This window comes from Flexivirga caeni, from assembly GCF_003724155.1.
In the GTDB taxonomy this organism is placed as follows: Bacteria; Actinomycetota; Actinomycetes; order Actinomycetales; family Dermatophilaceae; genus Flexivirga; species Flexivirga caeni.
The window spans coordinates 129,108-148,469 of record NZ_RJJQ01000003.1 but is presented as its reverse complement, the minus strand read 5'-3'; the positions used below and the strand labels follow the sequence as shown (position 1 = coordinate 148,469).

21 protein-coding genes are annotated in these 19,362 nt (G+C 69.7%); 3 read left to right on the top strand and 18 right to left on the bottom strand.

All coding sequences use genetic code 11. The features are described 5' to 3' along the window. Positions 1-61: 61 nt before the first annotated feature. The 6 genes from EFY87_RS05035 to rpsB all read right to left on the bottom strand — a co-directional run bounded on the left by EFY87_RS05035 (position 62) and on the right by rpsB (position 6,077). Positions 62-1,636: a sodium/solute symporter gene (locus EFY87_RS05035; protein WP_123270372.1), complete on the bottom strand. Its 1,575-nt coding sequence runs from the start codon at positions 1,634-1,636 to the stop codon at positions 62-64. Between the two features lie 7 nt (positions 1,637-1,643). Continuing rightward, positions 1,644-2,012, bottom strand: a complete 369-nt coding sequence (locus EFY87_RS05030) for a hypothetical protein (RefSeq protein ID WP_123270371.1) — start codon at positions 2,010-2,012, stop codon at positions 1,644-1,646. Beyond that, the gene (locus EFY87_RS05025; RefSeq protein ID WP_123270370.1) at positions 2,009-2,743 is read right to left on the bottom strand and encodes a LytR/AlgR family response regulator transcription factor; all 735 of its coding nucleotides are present in this window, start codon (positions 2,741-2,743) and stop codon (positions 2,009-2,011) included. Before EFY87_RS05025 ends, EFY87_RS05030 begins: the two co-directional genes overlap by 4 nt. A 9-nt stretch (positions 2,744-2,752) precedes the next feature. After that, entirely contained in the window at positions 2,753-3,958 is a 1,206-nt protein-coding gene (locus tag EFY87_RS05020) for a sensor histidine kinase (protein WP_245988446.1), read from the bottom strand. A 254-nt stretch (positions 3,959-4,212) separates the two neighbouring features. Beyond that, entirely contained in the window at positions 4,213-5,040 is an 828-nt protein-coding gene (gene tsf / locus EFY87_RS05015) for a translation elongation factor Ts (RefSeq protein ID WP_123270502.1), read from the bottom strand. A 122-nt stretch (positions 5,041-5,162) separates the two neighbouring features. After that, positions 5,163-6,077 (bottom strand): 30S ribosomal protein S2, encoded by a 915-nt coding sequence (gene rpsB / locus EFY87_RS05010; RefSeq protein WP_123270369.1) that lies wholly within the window; start codon positions 6,075-6,077, stop codon positions 5,163-5,165. 285 nt (positions 6,078-6,362) lie between these two features. Between rpsB and EFY87_RS05005 the strand changes: the two genes are divergently transcribed. From EFY87_RS05005 to EFY87_RS04995, 3 genes are all read left to right on the top strand, one after another. After that, entirely contained in the window at positions 6,363-7,613 is a 1,251-nt protein-coding gene (locus EFY87_RS05005; RefSeq protein ID WP_245988444.1) for an MFS transporter, read from the top strand. A 7-nt stretch (positions 7,614-7,620) separates the two neighbouring features. Then, positions 7,621-8,787, top strand: coding sequence for a pyridoxal phosphate-dependent aminotransferase (locus EFY87_RS05000; protein ID WP_123270367.1), 1,167 nt, complete (start codon positions 7,621-7,623; stop codon positions 8,785-8,787). 93 nt (positions 8,788-8,880) lie between these two features. After that, positions 8,881-9,393: a M23 family metallopeptidase gene (locus EFY87_RS04995; RefSeq protein ID WP_123270366.1), complete on the top strand. Its 513-nt coding sequence runs from the start codon at positions 8,881-8,883 to the stop codon at positions 9,391-9,393. A gap of 4 nt (positions 9,394-9,397) precedes the next feature. Here the strand turns inward: EFY87_RS04995 and EFY87_RS04990 are convergent, their stop codons facing one another. The 12 genes from EFY87_RS04990 to EFY87_RS04935 all read right to left on the bottom strand — a co-directional run bounded on the left by EFY87_RS04990 (position 9,398) and on the right by EFY87_RS04935 (position 19,361). Continuing rightward, a complete protein-coding gene (locus EFY87_RS04990; protein WP_158607513.1) occupies positions 9,398-10,315 on the bottom strand; it encodes a DUF3152 domain-containing protein in 918 nt (305 codons plus the stop codon). Next, on the bottom strand, positions 10,308-11,231 hold the full coding sequence (locus EFY87_RS04985; RefSeq protein ID WP_123270364.1) for a tyrosine recombinase XerC: 924 nt from the start codon (positions 11,229-11,231) through the stop codon (positions 10,308-10,310). Before EFY87_RS04985 ends, EFY87_RS04990 begins: the two co-directional genes overlap by 8 nt. Positions 11,232-11,295: 64 nt before the next feature. Beyond that, positions 11,296-12,453 (bottom strand): DNA-processing protein DprA, encoded by a 1,158-nt coding sequence (gene dprA / locus EFY87_RS04980; protein WP_123270363.1) that lies wholly within the window; start codon positions 12,451-12,453, stop codon positions 11,296-11,298. Then, the gene (locus EFY87_RS04975) at positions 12,450-13,982 is read right to left on the bottom strand and encodes a YifB family Mg chelatase-like AAA ATPase (RefSeq protein ID WP_123270362.1); all 1,533 of its coding nucleotides are present in this window, start codon (positions 13,980-13,982) and stop codon (positions 12,450-12,452) included. Before EFY87_RS04975 ends, dprA begins: the two co-directional genes overlap by 4 nt. Positions 13,983-14,007: 25 nt before the next feature. Beyond that, the gene (locus EFY87_RS04970; protein ID WP_123270361.1) at positions 14,008-14,415 is read right to left on the bottom strand and encodes a YraN family protein; all 408 of its coding nucleotides are present in this window, start codon (positions 14,413-14,415) and stop codon (positions 14,008-14,010) included. A gap of 137 nt (positions 14,416-14,552) precedes the next feature. Beyond that, positions 14,553-14,858, bottom strand: a complete 306-nt coding sequence (locus EFY87_RS04965) for a DUF2469 domain-containing protein (protein WP_123270501.1) — start codon at positions 14,856-14,858, stop codon at positions 14,553-14,555. Next, positions 14,855-15,616, bottom strand: a complete 762-nt coding sequence (locus EFY87_RS04960; RefSeq protein WP_245988442.1) for a ribonuclease HII — start codon at positions 15,614-15,616, stop codon at positions 14,855-14,857. The genes EFY87_RS04965 and EFY87_RS04960 overlap by 4 nt, the downstream gene beginning before the upstream one ends. Continuing rightward, positions 15,613-16,353, bottom strand: coding sequence for a signal peptidase I (lepB, locus tag EFY87_RS04955; protein ID WP_123270360.1), 741 nt, complete (start codon positions 16,351-16,353; stop codon positions 15,613-15,615). The genes EFY87_RS04960 and lepB (EFY87_RS04955) overlap by 4 nt, the downstream gene beginning before the upstream one ends. After that, on the bottom strand, positions 16,350-17,174 hold the full coding sequence (gene lepB, locus EFY87_RS04950; RefSeq protein WP_245988440.1) for a signal peptidase I: 825 nt from the start codon (positions 17,172-17,174) through the stop codon (positions 16,350-16,352). Before lepB (EFY87_RS04950) ends, lepB (EFY87_RS04955) begins: the two co-directional genes overlap by 4 nt. Then, positions 17,171-17,860: a signal peptidase I gene (lepB, locus tag EFY87_RS04945; RefSeq protein WP_123270359.1), complete on the bottom strand. Its 690-nt coding sequence runs from the start codon at positions 17,858-17,860 to the stop codon at positions 17,171-17,173. The genes lepB (EFY87_RS04950) and lepB (EFY87_RS04945) overlap by 4 nt, the downstream gene beginning before the upstream one ends. Before the next feature lie 17 nt (positions 17,861-17,877). Next, positions 17,878-18,240, bottom strand: a complete 363-nt coding sequence (gene rplS / locus EFY87_RS04940; protein WP_123270358.1) for a 50S ribosomal protein L19 — start codon at positions 18,238-18,240, stop codon at positions 17,878-17,880. A gap of 218 nt (positions 18,241-18,458) precedes the next feature. Continuing rightward, complete coding sequence (locus EFY87_RS04935; protein ID WP_425459354.1) at positions 18,459-19,361, bottom strand: carbohydrate ABC transporter permease; 903 nt, start codon at positions 19,359-19,361, stop codon at positions 18,459-18,461. Position 19,362: the final 1 nt, after the last annotated feature.

Sequence of the window (19,362 nt, the reverse complement as noted above, 5' to 3'; positions counted from 1 at the left end):
CAACCTACGAGTGCGCGGGCACTCGCCACAGTCCTTGGAGACTGCGGTGATGTGAGCGGGGTCACATAGTCGCCGGGCGTCGTTGCGCTCCTCGGTGAGCGGTCGGTTCTGCGGGCCGAGCGGTCGGCCGTTCGGGGTCGAAACTGCCCCGGTCGACGTCCAGGTGCTCCGGCGTGTGCAACCGCACCATGGTGCGCATGACCCCCGGAGGCCGCCGGCCGGCAGTGACGAGCGAGACGCCGACCATCACCGCGAAACCGACCGGGGCCGTCCACGCCGCCGGCTGGGCAAGCAGCGGACCGGCGATGCCCGGCGCGTGATAGCCGGCGAGTGCCGCGATCACCGCGGCGGTGCTCAGCGTGCCGCCGGCCACGAGCCCGCTGATCGCGCCGGGAGCGGTCAGTCCGCGCCACCAGATCCCCAGCAGCAACAGCGGACAGAAGGTGGACGCCGCGACCGCGAACGCCAGCTCGACGGCGCGCGCCACCGGCACGCCGGTGGAGGCGACGAGTAGGACGAGGGTGGCACCGACGACGAGCGCAGTCGCCAGGCGGAAGTCACGCACCCGGTCGGACCGCCCGCGCAGCACGTCCTGGCTGAGCACCCCGGCCACCGAGACCGCCAGCCCGGAGGAGGTGGACAGGAATGCCGCGAACGCGCCCGCGCCGAGCAGCCCGGTCAGCAGGTCGGCGCCGAAACCGTGCAGCATGTCGGACGGCAGCTCCAGCACGACGGCGTCGGTGTGCCCGCTGCGGACCAGGCGGAAGCTGTAGATGCGGCCGAGCACGCCATACACCGTCGGCAGCAGGTAGAAGACGCTGAGCAGGCCGAGCACGCCGATGGTGGTGCGCCGGGCGGCACGTCCGTCGATGTTGGTGTAGAATCGCGCGACCACGTGCGGCAGGCCCATGGTGCCGAGGAAGGTGGCCACCATCAGCGAATAGACCAGGTAGGTGGCGTACCGGCCCTGCATCGGCTCGACCCAGTCGGCGACGTGCAGCTGCGGAGCACCGGCACCCCCGGCATGGCGCCAGTGTACGAGCAGCACCGCGAGCGGGAGCACGAGTGCGGTGAGTTTGAGCCAGTATTGGAAGGCTTGCGTGACGGTGATCGACCGCATGCCGCCGGACACGACGATGACCAGCACGACAGCGGCGACCAGCACCGACCCGGCCCAGCCCGGCGCGCCGACCAGGGTGTGCAGCGTCAGTCCGGCGCCCTGGAACTGCGGCAGCAGGTAGAGCACGCCGATCAGCACGACGATCACGCTGGACACCTTGCGCGCCGCCCGGGACTCCAGCCGCAGCTCGGCGAAATCCGACAGCGTGTAGGCGCCCGAGCGGCGCAGTGGCGCGGCGACCAGGACCAGCAGCACCAGATAGCCAGCGGTCCAGCCCACGGAATACCACAAGGCATCGGCGCCCTGGCTCAGAATCAATCCCGCGGCGCCGAGAAACGATGCCGCAGAAAGGTATTCGCCGCCGATCGCCGACGCGTTGACGACCGGGCCGACGCTGCGGGACGCGACGTAGAAGTCGCTGGTCGTGCGGGACACCCGCACCCCGAACACACCGATGGCGAGCGTCAGCAGACACACCGCGACGACGGCGATCAGACCTACCTCGGTGTGCACCATCGGAACGTCATTCGCGATCGAGCAGGCGAACGAACCCGGCCTCGTTGCGCTCGGCATACCGCACGTAGAACCAGCCGAGCCCGAGCAGCACCGGATAGACCAGCAGGCCCAGGAGCAGCCAGGGCAGCGGTATGCCGAGCAGGTGCGCGCGCCGGGTCACCGGGACCAGCACGAAGATCAGCGGCAGCGCGCCGACGGTGCCCGCGAGTAACAGCAGGACGACGGCCGCCAGTCGCAGCTGCGCGCGCATCAGCGACCGCAGCAGCGCCTCGCCGAGTTGCGACTGCGCGTCGATCTCCCGGCTCATCGCGGTCGCCTCCGTGCCGGCGCCGCGACGGCGCTCGACCCGCACCCGCCGGCCCGACGGGGTGGTCACGAGCCGCCCCCACTGGTGCCGTGCAGCAGCACGTCCTTCAGGTCGCGCGTCCTCCTGCGGCTCACCTCGAGTTCGTGTCCGTCGATGACCACGATGCACCGCTGGTCGTGCTGGCGCAGTTCGGTGATGTGCCGGACGCAGACGAGATAGCTGCGGTGGATGCGCAGGAAACCGGCGTCCGCCCAGTCGCGTTCGAGGTTGCCGAGCGACAGCCGCACCAGGTGGGCGCCGTCGGCGGTGTGCAACCGGACATAGTCGCCGTGGGCCTCCACGAAGTGGATGTCGGAGCGTCGTACGAACCGGGTCACTCCCCCGAGCTCGACCGGAATGGTCAGGTCGGTCGCCGCCGGTGGCGCAGGTATGTCGTGGGCCAGCACCCGGCGCACCGCCTCGCGGACGCGGGCCTCCCGCACCGGTTTGAGAAGGTAGTCGACCGCGTCCAGCTCGAACGCCGCCACGGCATGCTCGTCGTGCGCCGTCACGAACACGACCGCAGGCGGGGTCTCGAAGCGGGCAAGCACCCGGGCCAGGTCCAGCCCGCTCAGGCCGGGCATCGCGATGTCCAGGAAGACGGCGTCGAACACCGTCGACTCCAGCGCCCGCAGGGCATCGATGCCGGAACCGACGGCCTGCACCGATGCGACCGAGTCGAGCCGGCCGATCATGTAGGCCAGCTCGCCGCGTGCCGGGGGCTCGTCATCGACGACGAGCACCCGCAGGTGGTCTGGCATACACCCAGCTTAGTGAGCAGGGGCCTCGCCCGCGTGCGCTCTGGCCGCAAACCGCGGCACCCGCATCAGCACCCGGGTGCCCTCGCCGGGCGCAGTCTCGACGACCAGCCCGTAGCGCTCGCCGAACGTCGCCCGCAACCGCAGGTCGACGTTCGACAGGCCGATCGAATCCGCGTGCGCAACACCGTCGAGCGCGGCCTGGATGCGATCTGGATCCTCGCCGACGCCGTCGTCCTCGACCGAGATCAGCACGTCTGCTCCGTCGGAGAGCGCTTCGACGACGATGTGACCCGGCGCCGACTTCGGCTCCAGTCCGTGCCGCACGGCGTTCTCTACGACAGGCTGCAGCGACAGGTAAGGCACCATCACCGTCAGGCAGTCCGGCGCGATGCGCAGGGTGACCCGCAGCCGGTCACCGAAGCGCGCCCGCTCCAGGGTGAGGTACTGCTCGATCGCCTGCAGCTCGTCGGCGAGCGCCGTGTATTCGCCGTGCCGGCGGAAGGAGTAGCGGGTGAAATCGGCAAATTCCAGCAGGAGTTCGCGCGCCTGGTCGGGGTCGGTGCGCACGAACGCGGCGATGGTGGTCAAGGCGTTGTAGATGAAGTGTGGGGAGATCTGCGCACGCAACGCCCGCAGCTCCGCCTCCGCCACCCCGGACCGGCGGCGGTCGACCTCGGCAAGTTCCAGCTGCCCGCTGATCCACACGGCCACCTCGTGGGTCGCCTTGATCAGCGGCGCGCGTGCCGCGGTGTCGACCGCGTGCAACGACCCGATGCGGGACCCGTCCACGACCAGCGGCACCGAAATCACCGCGCGCAGCCGACACCGCGGGTCGGAGCAGCGCACGCGGTCCACCCGTGCCCGGCCGTCATCGAGGGATGCTCGCGCAGCGGCAAGGACGTCGCCGCTGTGACTTTCGCCGGCGCGGTGGCTCTCGCCGTCGCCATCCCAGCCGAGCACGGTTCGTCCGTCGCTCAGCGCGACGACGGGAGCGGTTAGCAGTGGGCGCAGGGATCGCACCGCCCGCTCCGCCGATGACTGGCTGAGCCCCTCACGCAAGGCACGCCCGGCCCGGTTGGCCGCGTGCAGGCTCCGCAGCGTCGCCCGGTCGGCCTCACTGCCCATGCCGCGGTGCCGGCGCGCCCACCAGACCAGCGCCGCCACCGGCAGCGCCAGCAGAACCACCACCGCGGCGGCCACGACGACGTTGCTCACGCCCGCCACGCTAGCGGCTTGCAGTCACCGCTCCCGGCATACTTCGGAGCCGCCGCCCTGATCGAGCGGACCACTTATGTCACGAGCGGACCACATATCGGCCTGCGATATGTGGTCCGCTCGTTGCGGATGTGGTCCGCTCAATCAAGGGGTGGGTTAGATCCCAAGTTGAATGGGCATCTGCCGCACACTCCGCTTCGGCCGGCAACTTCGCTCCTTCGTCGCGGCGTTGCCAACCTCCGCTGCGTGTTTGGTCAGATCCCGACCTTGAAGCGCAGGAAGCCGGTCACCTCGGCGCCCGCCTCCTCGGCAACCTTGGCGACGGTCTTCTTGGAGTCCTTCGCGAACGGCTGCTCGAGCAGGACGTTCTCCTTGAAGTAGCCGTTGACGCGGCCTTCGACGATCTTCGGCAGCGCGGCCTCGGGCTTGCCCTCTTCTTTGGCGGTGGCTTCGGCGACGCGGCGCTCGTTGGCGACGGTCTCCGGGTCGACGTCGTCGCGGGTCAGCACGGTCGGGCTGAACGCGGCGATGTGCATCGCGATGTCGCGAGCCACGACCTCGTCGCCGCCCTTGACCGCAACCAGGACACCGATCTGCGCGGGCAGGTCGGGGCTGGTCTTGTGCAGGTAGGACACAACGGTCTCACCCTCGAGGCGGCCGACCCGGCGCACCTCGATCTTCTCGCCGATGGTGGCGCCGGCGCCGTCGATCAGGTCCTGCACGGTGCCGTCGTCGACCGAGGACGCCAGCAGCGCCTGCGCGTCGCTCGCCTTGCTGGCGACCGCCTGCGTGAGGACCTGGTCGGCCAGCGCGATGAACTTCTCGCCCTTGGCGACGAAGTCGGTCTCGCAGTTGACCTCCAGCAGCGTGCCGACGCCCGGCTCGACCTTCGCGGCGACCAGACCGTTGGCCGTGGTGCGGCCCTCCCGCTTGGTGACGCCCTTGAGGCCCTTGACCCGCAGGATCTCGGTGGCCTTGGCCTTGTCGCCGTCGGCCTCGTCGAGCGCCTTCTTGACGTCGAGCATGCCGGCACCGGTCTGCTCGCGCAGCGCCTTGATGTCCTGGGCGGTGTAGTTGGCCATGTGTGTGCTTCGCTCCTTCGCGAACGTGGTCGAAAGTTCTGTCGGGTATGGCGCGAGCCGCGTCATACCCATGGCTGCGCCCGTCGCGTCGTGCACGCACGACGCGACGGGCGCGGCGAAAATCAGGCTTCGGCGATCTCTTCGGCAGTCTTCTCGGTCGCCTCGGCGACAGCGGCCTGCTCGGCCGGGTCGACGACGTCCGCAGCTGCGGTCGCATCCGCGGCCTCCATGACGGAGGTCGGGCCGGTCTCGACGTCGGTCTTGTCTGCGGCGTCCTCGGAAGCCAGCAACTCGCGCTCCCACTCGGCCATGGGCTCGGCGGCCTCGGCGTCGTCCGAGCTGCCACCGGCGCGGGCGATCAGACCCTCGGCGACGGCATCGGCGACCACCCGGGTCAGCAGCGTGACGGAACGGATCGCGTCGTCGTTGCCCGGGATCTTGTAGTCGACCTCGTCCGGGTCGCAGTTGGTGTCCAGGATCGCGATGACCGGGATGTTCAGCTTGCGCGCCTCGGTGACCGCGAGGTGCTCCTTCTTGGTGTCGACGACCCACACGGCCGAGGGCACCTTGGCCATGTCGCGGATGCCGCCGAGGGTGCGCTCCAGCTTGTCCTTCTCGCGCTTGAGGACGAGGAGTTCCTTCTTGGTGCGGCCCGAGCCGGCGACGTCGTCGTAGTCGATCTCCTCGAGCTCCTTCAGCCGCGCCAGACGCTTGTGCACGGTGTTGAAGTTGGTCAGCATGCCGCCGAGCCAGCGGTGGTTGACGTAGGGCATGCCCACGCGGGTGGCCTGCTCCTGGATCGACTCCTGCGCCTGCTTCTTGGTGCCGACGAACAGGATGGTGCCGCCGTGGGAGACGGTCTGCTTGATGAACTCGAACGCGTCGTTGATGTAGGTCAGCGACTGCTGCAGGTCGATGATGTAGATGCCGTTGCGCTCGGTGAGGATGAAGCGCTTCATCTTGGGGTTCCAGCGCCGGGTCTGGTGCCCGAAGTGGACGCCGCTCTCCAGGAGCTGGCGGGTGGTGACGACGGCCATGCCGAAGTCCTCTCTATCGTGGAGTTTCCAGTTGTCTTTCGCGATCGCGCCGGTATGACGCAACCGCAAACCTGGCATCCCGACGGCTCCGGACCACCTGCCCCAGGAGGGACAGTCGGACTGGCGGATCCGCCCCGGCATACGGCCCACAGGTGAGTCGCCGGCATGAGACGCGCGAATTCGACCCAGCGGTGAGACTGGGCCGTAGCACCATCGTACGGCCGTTCGCTGCAGCCACGAAATCGAGTCGCCCCGGTGCCACACCCTCGCTACTGTCAATGACTTGTGAGCACAGTTCTGGAAGCCGTCGCACCCACGCGGATGGGACGCAGCTTCCGCTACCTGCTCGCATCGTCGTGGGTGTCCAACGTCGGCGACGGCATCGCGCTCGCAGCCGGACCGCTGCTGGTCGCGTCGCAGACGCACAACGCCTTCCTGGTCGCGCTGGCCGCGATCCTCGATCGCCTGCCCCAACTGCTTTTCGGCCTGTATGCCGGGGCGCTTGCCGACCGGCTGGACCGGCGCCGGACCGTGATGCTGGCGGACGCCCTGCGCGCACTGGTGATCCTCGGTTTGTGCTTCGTCATCGCCACCGGGCACGTCACGATCGGGTGGGTGTATGCCGCGATGTTCGCCGCCGGCACCGCGGAGGTCTTCTCGGACTCAGCGTCCCGCACCCTCCTGCCGATGCTGGTCTCCCGCGCCGACCTGGGCATCGGCAACGCGCGGCTGCAGGCCGGCTTCCTGACCGCCAACCAGCTGGCCGGGCCGCCCATTGGGGCGTTCCTCTTCGCGGCGGGGCACGTCCTGCCGTTCGGCATCCAAGCCGTCGCCGTCGCGCTCGGGGTGGTGCTGATCTCGCGGATCGCGACACCGCGCGGCGGCGTGCGAGAGGTCGTCGACGAGCACATCGTGCGCGACATCCGCGAAGGGATCCGCTGGCTGCTGGACAACGCGGCCGTGCGGACCCTCGCGCTGATCATCCTGGTCTTCAACCTCACCTGGGGCGCCGCCTGGTCGGTGCTGGTGCTCTGGGCGCTGGACCGGCTGCACATCGGCACGATCGGCTACGGACTACTGACCACCATGATCGCCATCGGCGGCCTGATTGGGACCGTCAGCTACGACTGGCTGGAGCGGCGGGTGCCGCTGGCCACGCTGATGAAGACGTGCCTGACGCTCGAGGTGCTGATGCACCTGTCGCTGGCGCTCACAACGATCCCGTGGGTGGCGATGGCGATCATGGTCGTCTTCGGCGCCTATGCGTTCGTATGGGGCACCATCGGGCAGACGATCCGGCAGCGCGCGGTGCCGATGGAGCTGCAGGGGCGGGTCGGCAGCGTCTACGTCTTCAGCTTCACCGGCGGGGTGCTCGTCGGCCAGGCGCTCGGCGGCTGGATCGCGCATCAATGGGGGCTGGCCGCGCCGTTCTGGTTCGCCTTCGTCGGTTCCGGCATTACCCTGGTGCTGATCTGGCGTCAACTGGGGCACATTGCCGACGCGGGCGACACGCCGGACGCGCCGGGACTAGCGTGATCGGTCTATGGACACGCAACTCATCGAGCGGATGCAGGGCTTCGGCGCGACGATCTTCGGAGAGATGTCAGCACTTGCCGCACGCACCGGCGCGATCAACCTCGGCCAGGGATTCCCGGACACCGACGGGCCCGCCGAGGTACTGGACGCGGCGCGTGACGCGATCGCGAACGGCCGCAACCAGTATCCGCCGGCGCGCGGCATACCCGAATTGCGCCAGGCGATCGCCGCGCACCAGCGGCGGTTCTACGACCTGACGCTCGACGCCGACACCCAGGTGCTCGTGACCGTCGGCGCGACCGAGGCGATCGCGTCCGCGGTGCTCGCGCTGTGCGAACCCGGCGACGAGGTGGTGACGTTCGAGCCCTACTACGACTCGTATGCCGCGACGATTGCGCTCGCCGGGGCCGCCCGGCGCACCAGCCCGCTGCGATTTCCCGACTTCGCCATCGACGAGGAGTCGCTGCGCGCGGCGTTCTCCGACCGGACCCGGATCGTGCTGCTCAACACTCCGCACAACCCGACCGGCAAGGTCTTCACCCGTGCCGAGCTCGAGCTGATCGCCGGCCTCGCCCGCGAGCACGACGCCATCGTGGTCACCGACGAGGTATACGAACACCTTGTGTTCGACGGGTTTTCGCATGTGCCGATGGCGACGCTGCCCGGCATGTTCGAGCGAACGCTCACCATCGGCTCGGGCGGCAAGACGTTCTCGGCGACCGGGTGGAAGGTGGGCTGGCTGAGCGGACCGGCAGAGCTGGTGACCGCGTGCGCCACGGTCAAGCAGTTCCTGACGTATGTCGGCAGCGGCCCCTTCCAGCCTGCGGTCGCGACCGGGCTGGCCTTGCCCGACGAGGTCTTCGCGTCGGTGGCGGGGACGCTGCAAGCCGGGCGCGACATTCTGACGCGCGGGTTGCGCGGGGCCGGCCTCACGGTGAGCCAGCCGCAGGCGACCTACTTCGCGATCGCCGACGTGTCGCCGCTCGGGGCGACGGACGCGCTCGAATTCTGTTGGCAGCTGCCCGAACTCGCGGGCGTCGTCGGGGTGCCGGTGTCGGTCTTCTGCGACGACCCCGACCTGGCGCGCACCCTCGTGCGCTTCGCGTTCTGCAAGCGCCCGGAGGTGCTGACCGAGGCCGCAGCTCGCCTGGCCCGGCTCGGCTCCCCCGCCTGACTGCTGTCCACAACCCGGCCGGGCCCAGCGCGGTGCCCACAGGCGGGCCGGAGTGCACTGGCCGGGCTGCGCCGTGGGCCGCAACCTGCGGACATGAGGAATGTATGGCGCGCTGTCGCGGCCTTCGTCATGGCAGCGAGTGGGGCGTTCGGTGGCGGTGCTGCTGGCCCCGGCAGTTCGACGACCGCTCCGGCAACCGGGTTCGGGTGGCCGCTGCAGCCGAAGCCGGCCGTCCTGCGTGGGTTCGAGCCGCCCCCGCAACCGTGGGCGGCCGGACACCGAGGGGTGGACCTGTCGGCAACTGTCGGGCAGCCGGTGCTCGCCGCCGGTGCCGGCACGGTCTCCTTCTCCGGGGTGATCGCGGGGCGCGGGGTCCTCGCCATACAGCACGCCGACGGGCGGCGGACGACCTACGAGCCGGTCACCGACCGCGACCCGAAAGGCACCGTGGAGTCGCGCGGCGATCGCCTCGGCAGCGTGGAGGCAGGCACGCACTGCGGGTCGCAGCCGTGTCTGCACTGGGGCCTGCTCGTCGGCCCGGACGAATACCGGGATCCGTTGAAACTGGTGGAGGTTCGCCGAGTGCGTCTGTTGCCGCTCGGCTGACTCGTCAGGCCTGCCCCTGCGCATTGGGGCGCTTGGGCCAGGGCCAGGGTTTGCATCCCTGCAGGTCGAGCGTCTGCTGCTGCATGACCGGCGCGTAGGCACCCTTCGCCGAGCACTGCTGGTGGCCGTGCCCCAGCGCGTGACCCACCTCGTGGTTGACCATGTACTCGCGGTATTCGTCGACGTGGCCCGCGAAATAGGGCACCCCGGTCGTCCACAGCTTGTAGTTGAGGACGACGTGCTCGCTGGTGTCGCACGAGGTGTCCCCGTGGGTCGGCAGCGGCGCGCAGAGCTTCTTCACCTGGTCGGGACTCGCGACCAGCACCACCATCTCGGGCTTGGTGCCCTTGGCCAGTGCCGCATGCGTCATCTGCACGAAGCGGACGTGGTCGACACCTTGCCAGCCGCGCCGGTCCAGCAGAGCGCTGCCGAATGCCTTGGCGACCGCCGCAGGGTCGGCGCCCATGCCTCCTTCGACGCTCAGCGCATAGGTGACGACCCGCCCGGTGCGCGCAGTGGTCGTCTGCGGCACCGTCACCGGGTTGAACCGGCCGTTGCCGTGTGCTGGGACGGCGGCCGTCGTCGGGCGCGCGGTGGTGCTCGACGACCGGGTGACCGGGCTCGTCGTGCTCGTCAGCCGCGGGGCCGACGCGGGCGCCGTACTGGAGGAGCTGCTCGACCTGGTGGATTGCGCGCCCGCCGACGTGCTTCCCCGGCCGTGCAGCAGGTAGCCCAGCAGCGCACTTCCGAGGGCGAGCACCACGACCGCAACCACCACCGCGCGCACCAGTCGGGCCGGCTGCTGGTCGGCCGTATGCCGGGGCCGCGGCGGCACGGCCGCCCGGTGCGCTCCCCTACCCGCCCGGTCCCGTCGTTCCCGCCGGGTCCCCTGCTCGGGGTGGTGCCCGCTGGTGTCAGGCACGCGGATGCGCCTGGCTGAAGGACCGGCGCAACCGCTCCACCGACACGTGGGTATAGACCTGCGTGGTCGCGAGGCTGGCGTGCCCGAGGAGCTCCTGCACGAGCCGTATGTCGGCGCCGCCCTCGATCAAGTGGGTTGCCGCGCTGTGCCGCAGCCCGTGCGGGCCGAGGTCTGGTGCGCCCGGTGTTTCGTGCAGCAGCCGGTGCACCACTGAGCGCACCGCCCGGGGGTCGATGCGGCGGCCACGCGCACCCAGGAAGAGCGCCGCCCCCGACGCAGGCCGGACGAGTTGCGGTCGCCCTGACTGCAGCCAGATCTCGAGCGCCTCGGCCGCCGGTCGCCCGAACGGCACGGTCCGCTCCTTGTCGCCCTTGCCGATGACGCGCATCAGCAGGTCGGTGCGATCCACGTCGTCGACGTCCAGCCCGACCAGCTCGGCCACCCGAATCCCGCTGGCATACAACAGTTCCAGCATCGCCCGGTCGCGCGTGTGCACGGGGTCGGCGTCGTCGGCCGCCACGGCGGCCAGGTCGAGCAGCGCCGTTGCCTGATCCTGCCGCAACACGTCAGGCAGCGTCTTGACCCGTTTCGGTGCGACCAGCCGCTGCGCCGGATTAGCCGGTATGGCGCCCGTGCGCTGCGCCCAGGCGAAGAACCCACGGGCGGCCGCCGACCTGCGTGCCAGGGTGGCCCGGCTTGCCCCGGCCGCGTCCAGCGCAGCCAGCCAGGAGCGCAGATCGGCCAGCGTGACGTCGTCCCACGAATCAACCCCGGTCTCGCCCAGCCGGTCGGCCAGATCGTGCAGGTCGGCGAGGTAGCCGCGCACCGTGTGCGGCGAGCGGCCTCGCTCGGACCGCAGGTGTCGCTCGTAGGCGGCGACGACCGGCTGATCGAGGAGTTCGCTGTGTGTGGCCACGACCCCTTCAGGTTAACCGCCGCCGTGGCTGACTACATCGCTGCAACACGCGCCTCCTTCCAACTCATCGGCGTTCTCTTGCCGGTACCTCCCGGGTGCGGCGCCACCCGGACTCGATCCGTTCGGCCAGCCCGGCCGAGTGCAGCGCGGCCAGCCCGCGGGTCACTTCCCGTGCGGTGAGCCCGGCGCTGACCGCCAGCCGGTCGGCGGACGTGCCGCGTACCACCGGCATCGCGTCGAGCAGCCGCCGGTCGGGCTCGTCCAGCGCGTCGAACGCGGTCGGCTGCGCGCGTTTGGGCTCGGCCAGGTCCTGCCCGATCACTCCGAGGAGCTCGGCGCACTCGTCGACGTCGGTGACCAGCGCGGCACCGCAGTCACGGATCAACTGGTGCGGCCCGGCACTCGCCGGACTCGTCACCGGCCCGGGCACGGCCGCCAGCAGCCGCCCCAGCCGTGCCGCGGCGGTCGCCGTCGACCGGGAGCCGCTGCGCAACCCCGCTTCGACCACGATCGTGCCCGGAGTGAGCGCGGCGATCAGCCGGTTGCGCGACAGGAAGCGCTGCTTCTGCGGCGCCGAACCGGGCGGCAACTCGGTGACGACCAGCCCGTTCTGCTCGATCTGCTGCAACAGCCCGGTGTTCGCGACGGGGTAGGCGATGTCCACGCCGCAGGCCATTGCGGCGATCGTGCACCCGCCCGCCGCGAGCGCCCCACGATGACTGGCCGTGTCGATGCCGTGTGCACCACCGGACACGATCGTGAAGCCGCGCCGGCTCAGCCCATACGCCAGCTCCCCCGACACCTGGGTGCCATATGCCGTCGCCGCCCGCGCACCCACCATCGAAACGCTGCGGGTGCACGCATCGCTCAACGTCGCCGAGCCGGACACCCACAAGCAGAACGGCGGATGCTCCAGATCGTCCAGACCAGAAGGCCATTCGGCATCCCCTGGTATGACGAGGCGCGCTCCCACCTCGGCGGTCCGCTCGACGATCGCGTCGATCCGGAGCGCCCTCGCACGCGCAGCCGCGCGCGTGAACTTTCCGCCGGCGTCGGTGCGCACCAGCTGCCACGCGGTGAACGGGTCGAGTCCGCGCAACCGCGGCAGCATCGTCCTGTCCTCCGGCTCGACGGTGGCTGCGAGCGCGAGCCGCACCGCGAGTTGCGCGTCCCGGCTGCCACACAGATCCGGCCGGTCGACGCGCCGAGCGTCATCGTTCATGCTGCCGCACTCCCCGCCCGCAACCCGCGAGCCTCCTCGACCTGCCGGAACCCGGGACGCTGGGCGCCGTCCAGGTCGCTGATCGTCCAGGCGACCCGCAGACACCGGTCATAGCCCCGCAGCGTCAGCTGGCCGAGCTCCATCGCCTGGTCCAGCCCCCGCGTGTCCGCTGCGGAGAGCCGCCACTCGCCATTGCGTAGCCGCGTGCCCGGCACCTCACCGTTGCGCGCGTAGCCCAGCGGTGCCCATCGCTCGGCCTGCCGCCGGCGGGCGGCCACGACCCGTTCGGCGACCTGCGCGCTGGATTCCCCGCGGGGTCCGGCGAGGGACGCCCGGGTGACCGGCAGCATGGTCAGTTGCACGTCGACGCGGTCGAGCAACGGCCCCGACATACGGCTGAGATAGTCGCGGCGACGCTGTGGTGCGCAGGTGCACTTCGTCCCCTTGCCGTAGTTCTGCCCACACGGGCACGGGTTGGCCGCCAGCACCAGCTGGAACCGCGCCGGAAAGGTGACGACCTGATCGGCACGGGCCACCCGCACCTCGCCGGACTCCAGCGGCTGCCGCAACGCGTCGAGCACGTCTCGCCGGAATTCCGGACATTCATCCAGGAACATCACGCCCCGGTGCGCCCGCGATACCGCGCCCGGGCGCACCCGTCCCGATCCGCCGCCGATCACGGCTGCCATCGACGCACCGTGGTGTGGCGCGACGAACGGCGGCTGCTCGATCAGCACCTGGTCCGGCAGCGCGCCGAGCACGGAGTGGATGGCAGTGACTTCCAGCGACTGTTCTCGGGTCAACGGCGGCAGCAAGCCGGGCAGCCGCTCGGCGATCATCGTCTTGCCGGCTCCCGGCGGCCCGATCATCGCCAGGTGATGCCCGCCGGCTGCCGCGACCTCCAGGGCGTAGCGAGCCTCCGATTGCCCCACGATGTCCACCAGGTCTGGTGCCGTCCGGACGGCCCCGCACGGCTTCGGCACGGCGGGCAGCTCGGGCAGGGGGCGGCCCCGTGCCAGCGCGCGGTAGCGCGCCACGAGCGTGGCGATCGAATCGGCCGGCACCACCTCGATGTCCGGCACCAGTGACGCCTCGGCGGCATTGGCCGCCGGCACGACAACCCGGCGGGCGCCCGCCTGCTGGGCCGCCCGCACCGCCGGCAGCACTCCCTGGATGGGCCGCACGCTCCCGTCGAGCCCCAGCTCGCCGAGGTGGACCACCGCGCTGACCAGCTCGGGCTTGATCGTGCCGCCGGAGGCGAGTGCGGCGACGGCGATCGCCAGGTCGAAGCCCGACCCGTGTTTCGGCAGTGATGCCGGTGACAGATTGACGGTGATCCGCTGCCGCGGCAGCTCCAGATCACAGTTGTTCGCGGCAGCGCGGATGCGGTCGGGCGCCTGTTTGCAGGACGCGTCCGGCATACCGCTGACGTAGAACGTCGGCAGACCCGGTGACACGTCCGCCTCCACCTCGACCACGCAGCCGTGAATGCCGGTGACCGCGACGCTGCGCGTCCTGCCCAGACTCATTGGGGACCACGCCCTTGTGGGTCGCTCATCCGACGTCCTGCAGGTGCTCGATCGTCAGCGGCCGACCGGGCGGCGCGAGCACGCCGATCACGTCGATGCGCACCCGTGTGGTGGCGATCGGATGATCGGCGAGCCAGCGCGCGGCCAGCACCCGCAACCGGCGTGCTTTCACCGGCGTGACCGCCTGGACCGCCCGCCCGAAGTATTCCGATGAGCGGGTCTTGACCTCCACAACCACGAGACAGTCGCCGACGTCGTCGAGCGCGACGATGTCGATCTCACCCTCGCGGCAGCGCCAGTTGCGTTCGATGACCGTCAGCCCCTGCAACTGCAGATAGCGGGCGGCTTCCTCCTCGCCGAGCTCGCCGACCTCGCGCCGGTCCAGGGTCCGCGCGTGTGACTCGCGCCTGCCGGGCTGTTGCGTCGATGCCATCGCATCACCACCTCCGGGACCCAGCCTCCGGTCCTCGGGTGTGCTCAGGCGATGTGGACCGGCGCTGTGGTGCACGGCGACCGCACGGCGCCGATTTCAGGTCGCGGGAGGGCAGGGTTGTGGAAACCGGCCCGCACTCACTCCGGGAGTTCGATCTCCCGCGGCGGCAGCTCCTCGACGTTGACGTCCTTGAAGGTGATCACCCGCACGTTCTTCACGAACCGTGCGGTGCGGTAGACGTCCCACACCCACGCGTCGTTCATCCGCACGTCGAAGTAGACGCCAGCACCTTCGCCGCGCACCTGCAGGTCGACGTCGTTGCACAAGTAGAAGCGTCGCTCGGTCTCCACCACGTGGCTGAAAAGCCCTACCACGTCACGGTATTCGCGGTAGAGCGCCAGCTCCTGCTCGGTCTCGAACTTCTCCAGGTCCTCGGCGCTCACGCCCACTCCTTCTCGACTGGTCCACTGCCAACGCTACCCGCCGCGGGCGGCACCGCCGCGTCCGCATGACCGGTGAACGGGTGCCACGATCGTCGGTGCAGCTCACACGGCCCGTGCGCCTTGATCGCGGCCAGGTGGTCGGGCGCTGAATATCCTTTGTTCCCGGCCCAGTTGTAGTGCGGGAAGTCGTCGTGAAACGCGACCAGCATCCCGTCGCGCTCCACCTTGGCCAGCACCGACGCGGCCGCGACGGACGAGCACTTCATGTCCGCCTTGATCAGCGTCGTCACCGGCGGGGTGCGCGGCCCCTCGCCGATCAGCCCGAGCAGCCCGTCCCGTTCCGGGTCGGTCAGCCAGTCGTGGTTGCCGTCCAGCACGATCAGGTCCGGTATGACGCGCAGCGCCGCCAGCGCCCGCGTCCCCGCCAGCCGCAGCGCCGCCATGATCCCGACGGCGTCGATCTCGGCGGCGCTCGCGTGACCGACCGCGCAGTCGGTCGCCCAGCGCCGCACGGCCGGCACCATCCGCTCGCGGGCCGCCGGCGAGAGCAGCTTGGAGTCCTTGACACCGTGCGGCACCGTGCGGGTGTGTTCATCGATCACGACCACGCCGACCGACACCGGCCCGGCCAGCGCTCCGCGGCCGACTTCGTCCATGCCGGCGACCAGGCGGTATCCGTCCCGCTGCAGCGCTCGCTCCACCCGCAGGCTGGGCGTGGTGCTACGGGCCGGCGGACGCCGGGTGGTTCGGGTGGTCACGACGGCTTCGGCACCTTGGCGAAGACGTTGCTGTAGCCCTTGAGCGTCTGGATGCGGTCGATCGGCCAGGCGATCGCCACCACCTGACCGGTGATGTCCGACATCGGCACCGAGCCGAGCTTGCCGCCGCTGGTGCCGTCGTGGAAACGGGAGTCGGCCGAGTCACCGCGGTTGTCGCCCATCACCCAGACCTCGTTCGGCGGCACCGTGATGTTGAACGGCATGGCGCTCGGCACGTTCCCCTTGTTGACGTAGGGCTCGGTGATCGCGACGCCGTTGATCGTCAGCTTGCCGGTCTTGGTGCAGCACACGACATGGTCACCCGGCATCCCGATGATCCGCTTGACCAGGTGGTCACCGCCGCCGGGCAGGATGCCGACGAAAACCAGGCTGTCCTTGACGATGCGCTTGAACCACGACTCGTGGTGCGGGGTGTCGCCCCAGGTCTTGGGGTCCTCGAAGACGATGACGTCGCCGCGGTGCAGCGGCGAGTGCTGCGGGGTGAACTTGCTGACGATGATGCGGTCGCCGACGTCGAGCGTGCTCTCCATCGACTGCGACGGGATGTAGAACGGCTGGGCAAGGAACGTCTTGACCAGGAAGCTGAGCACCAGCGCGATGGCGACGATCACCACGAGCTCGCGCGCGAACGCCCACCGGGACTTGCTTCTGGGCAGCTCGGTGTCCTCCGGTATGGCGCCAGGCGGCAACGCGGTCTCGTCCTGGTCTTGGCTCATGGTTTGGGCACCTTGTCGAACGTCGAGGAGTAATTGCTCAGCCAGCCCATCCGATCGATGGGCCAGACGATCATGTCGGCCCGGCCGACGATGTCGGACTCGGGCACCGAACCGGTCTGGCCGGTGCCGTTGTCGTGGAATCGCGAGTCGGAGGAGTCACCCCGGTTGTCACCCATGACCCACACCCGGCCGGCCGGGACGGTCACCGAGAATTTCAGCTGGTCGGTGCCGCCGCCTGGGTAAATATATGGCTCCGAGAGCGCGACACCGTTGACCGTGATCTGTCCCCGCGTGTTACAGCACTTCACATGGTCGCCGGGCAGCCCGATGACCCGCTTGATCAGGTCGTCGTCGCCGGACGGGTAGAGCCCGACGAACTGCAGCACCGAGGTGACCGCGCCGGAGATGCCGCTGCGCTTGGTGTTCGGCTCGTCCAGCCAGTGGCCTGGATCGTGGAAGACGACCACGTCCCCCCGTTGGAGCGAGAACAGGCCGGGAGTGAACTTGGAGACGACGACCCGGTCGCCGGGCACCAGGGTGTTCTCCATCGACTGCGAGGGGATCCAGAACGACTGCGCCACGAACGTCTTGATCAGCAGCGACAGGATCAGCGCCACGACCACGACGATCGCGAACTCGCGCAGCAGCCGGAACGGATGCCAGCCGCCGTCGCCCGCCTGCTGGGCGCCGACTACGGCGGTACTCTTCCCTTCGGCCGCGGACGGCTCGGAATGCGGGTCGGCATGCCATGCCGCCGTGTCCACCGGCACACGCGGCAACCGGATCGCCGCGGGCGGCTCCCCCTGTCGATGTTCGGTCACGCTGGGATCTTCCCCCACGAACCTGTCGGCCAGTAGCGCAGGACCACCTTGCCGACGATGTCGCTGATCGGGACCATCCCTCCGCCGGGGTCGCCGAGGTGCGCGCGGGAATCCTCCGAGTCCGCCCGGTTGTCGCCCATGACGAACACATGGCCGGCCGGGACACGCGCCGTGAACGGGACGCTGCTGGACGACATACCTTTCGGCAGGAAGGGTTCGGCGCGCAGCACGCCGTCGATCCGCAGCCGGCCGTCGCGACCGACGCTGACCGTGTCGCCTGGGAGGCCGATGATCCGCTTGACGTAAAGCGTCTCCCCCAGGTGTATGCCGAGGGCGTCGCCCACCGACTGCAGGAACCCGGTGAAGCCGGACGGCGGCAAGTCGCCGGGGTGCGCGAAGACGTCGGTGCCGTCGAACACCACGACCTCGTCCCGGGTGACGTGGTGCGCGTGCAACTTGTCGACCAGGATCCGGTCTCCCTGCGACAGGGTCGGCTCCATCGACACCGAGGGCACCGTGAACGTCTCGATCACCAGGCCGTGCAGCAGCACGACGGCGGCGACGACCACGAGCAGCCCGATCAGCCACTGGCGCCGGCGCCGGGGTGTGGGCGACTCACCGAGCCCGCCCTGCGGGTATGACGAAGGCGTGGCATCCCCAGCCGGGGATGCCACGCCTTCGGTCATGCGGGTGGGCAGCGTGCTCAGGCCTGCTTGGCAGGCGTGTCGCGCTTCTCCTTGATCTTGGCGGCCTTGCCGCGCAGCTCGCGCAGGTAGTAGAGCTTGGCGCGACGCACGTCACCGCGGGTGACGACCTCGATCTTCTCGATCGCCGGGGTGTGCACCGGGAAGGTGCGCTCGACGCCGACGCCGAAGCTGATCTTGCGAACGGTGAAGGTCTCGCCGATGCCGCCGCCGTGGCGACGGATCACGACGCCCTGGAAGACCTGGACACGAGAGCGGCTGCCCTCGACGACCTTGACGTGCACCTTGACGGTGTCACCGGCGCGGAAGGCGGGAACGTCGCTGCGCAGCTGGGCAGCGTCGAGCTCGTCGAACTTGTGCATGGTGGGGCTTCTTCCTCGCAGGCGCCGCAGGCCGCCCGCGCATTTTCGTGAACCGGGTGCGCCGTCCGGAGTGGAGCCACATGCCCGGTGAGGAACTCACCGTCGCACTCCCCCTGCGGCGGGGGCCGGGACCGTTTCGGCGCTCGGACGATTCTGCCAGAGAAGGGCCGGTCCGGTGAAATCGGACCGGCCCTTCGCCGGCAGAACACAGGCTGCCACTACTTCATGGTGCCCTGCGACAGCGAACCCTGCAGCTGCCGCTGGAAGATGATGTAGGCAATCAGCACGGGTACGACGGTGATCACCACACCGGCGAACAGTGCGCCGTAGTTGACTTCGTAGCCGGCCGAGGACACGAAGTTGTACATACCCTGGGACAGCACGTAGTTGTGCTGGTTGGTGTTCAGTGCCACCGGCAGCAGGAACTGGTTCCACAGGCCGAGGAAGTTGAAGATCGCCACGGCCGCGATGCCCGGCTTGGCCATCGGCAACATCACCTGGATGAAGGTGCGCCAGTCGCCTGCCCCGTCCAGCTCGGCAGCCTCGGCGATCTCACCGGGCAGTGCCCGGAAGAACGGGTAGAGGAAGAACACCGTGAAGGGGAAGGCGAAGGCGACATACGCCAGGATCAGCCCGGGGAAGGTATTGAGCAGCCCGATGTGCTTGAGCACGAAGAAGAGCGGCACGATCGCCAGGAAGATCGGGAAGGTGTTGCCGGCCAGGATCAGGTAGTAGATCGCCCGGCTGCCCCGGAAGGGGAAACGTGCGAGCGAATACGCGCACATCGAGCCCAGCGCCATCACCAGGATCAGCGCGACGCCGACCACGATGATGGTGTTCAGCAGGTCCCTGCCCAGCCCGGAGTCGGACCACGCCGAGGAGAAGTTGGCGCTGAGGTTGTGCCACAGATGGTGCGGCAGCGTCCACGGGCCGGAGAAGATCTCACTCGTCGACCGCGTCGCGGAGAAGAAACTCCAGACCAGCGGCAGGATCACGATGATCGACCAGAAGATCAGCACGATGTGCGAGCCGATCATGATGCCGCGGTCGCCGCCCGACCGCTTGGCGGGTGGCTGCTTGATGGTTGCCACCTGCTGGGGCGGCGCCGCGTGCTTGGTCAGG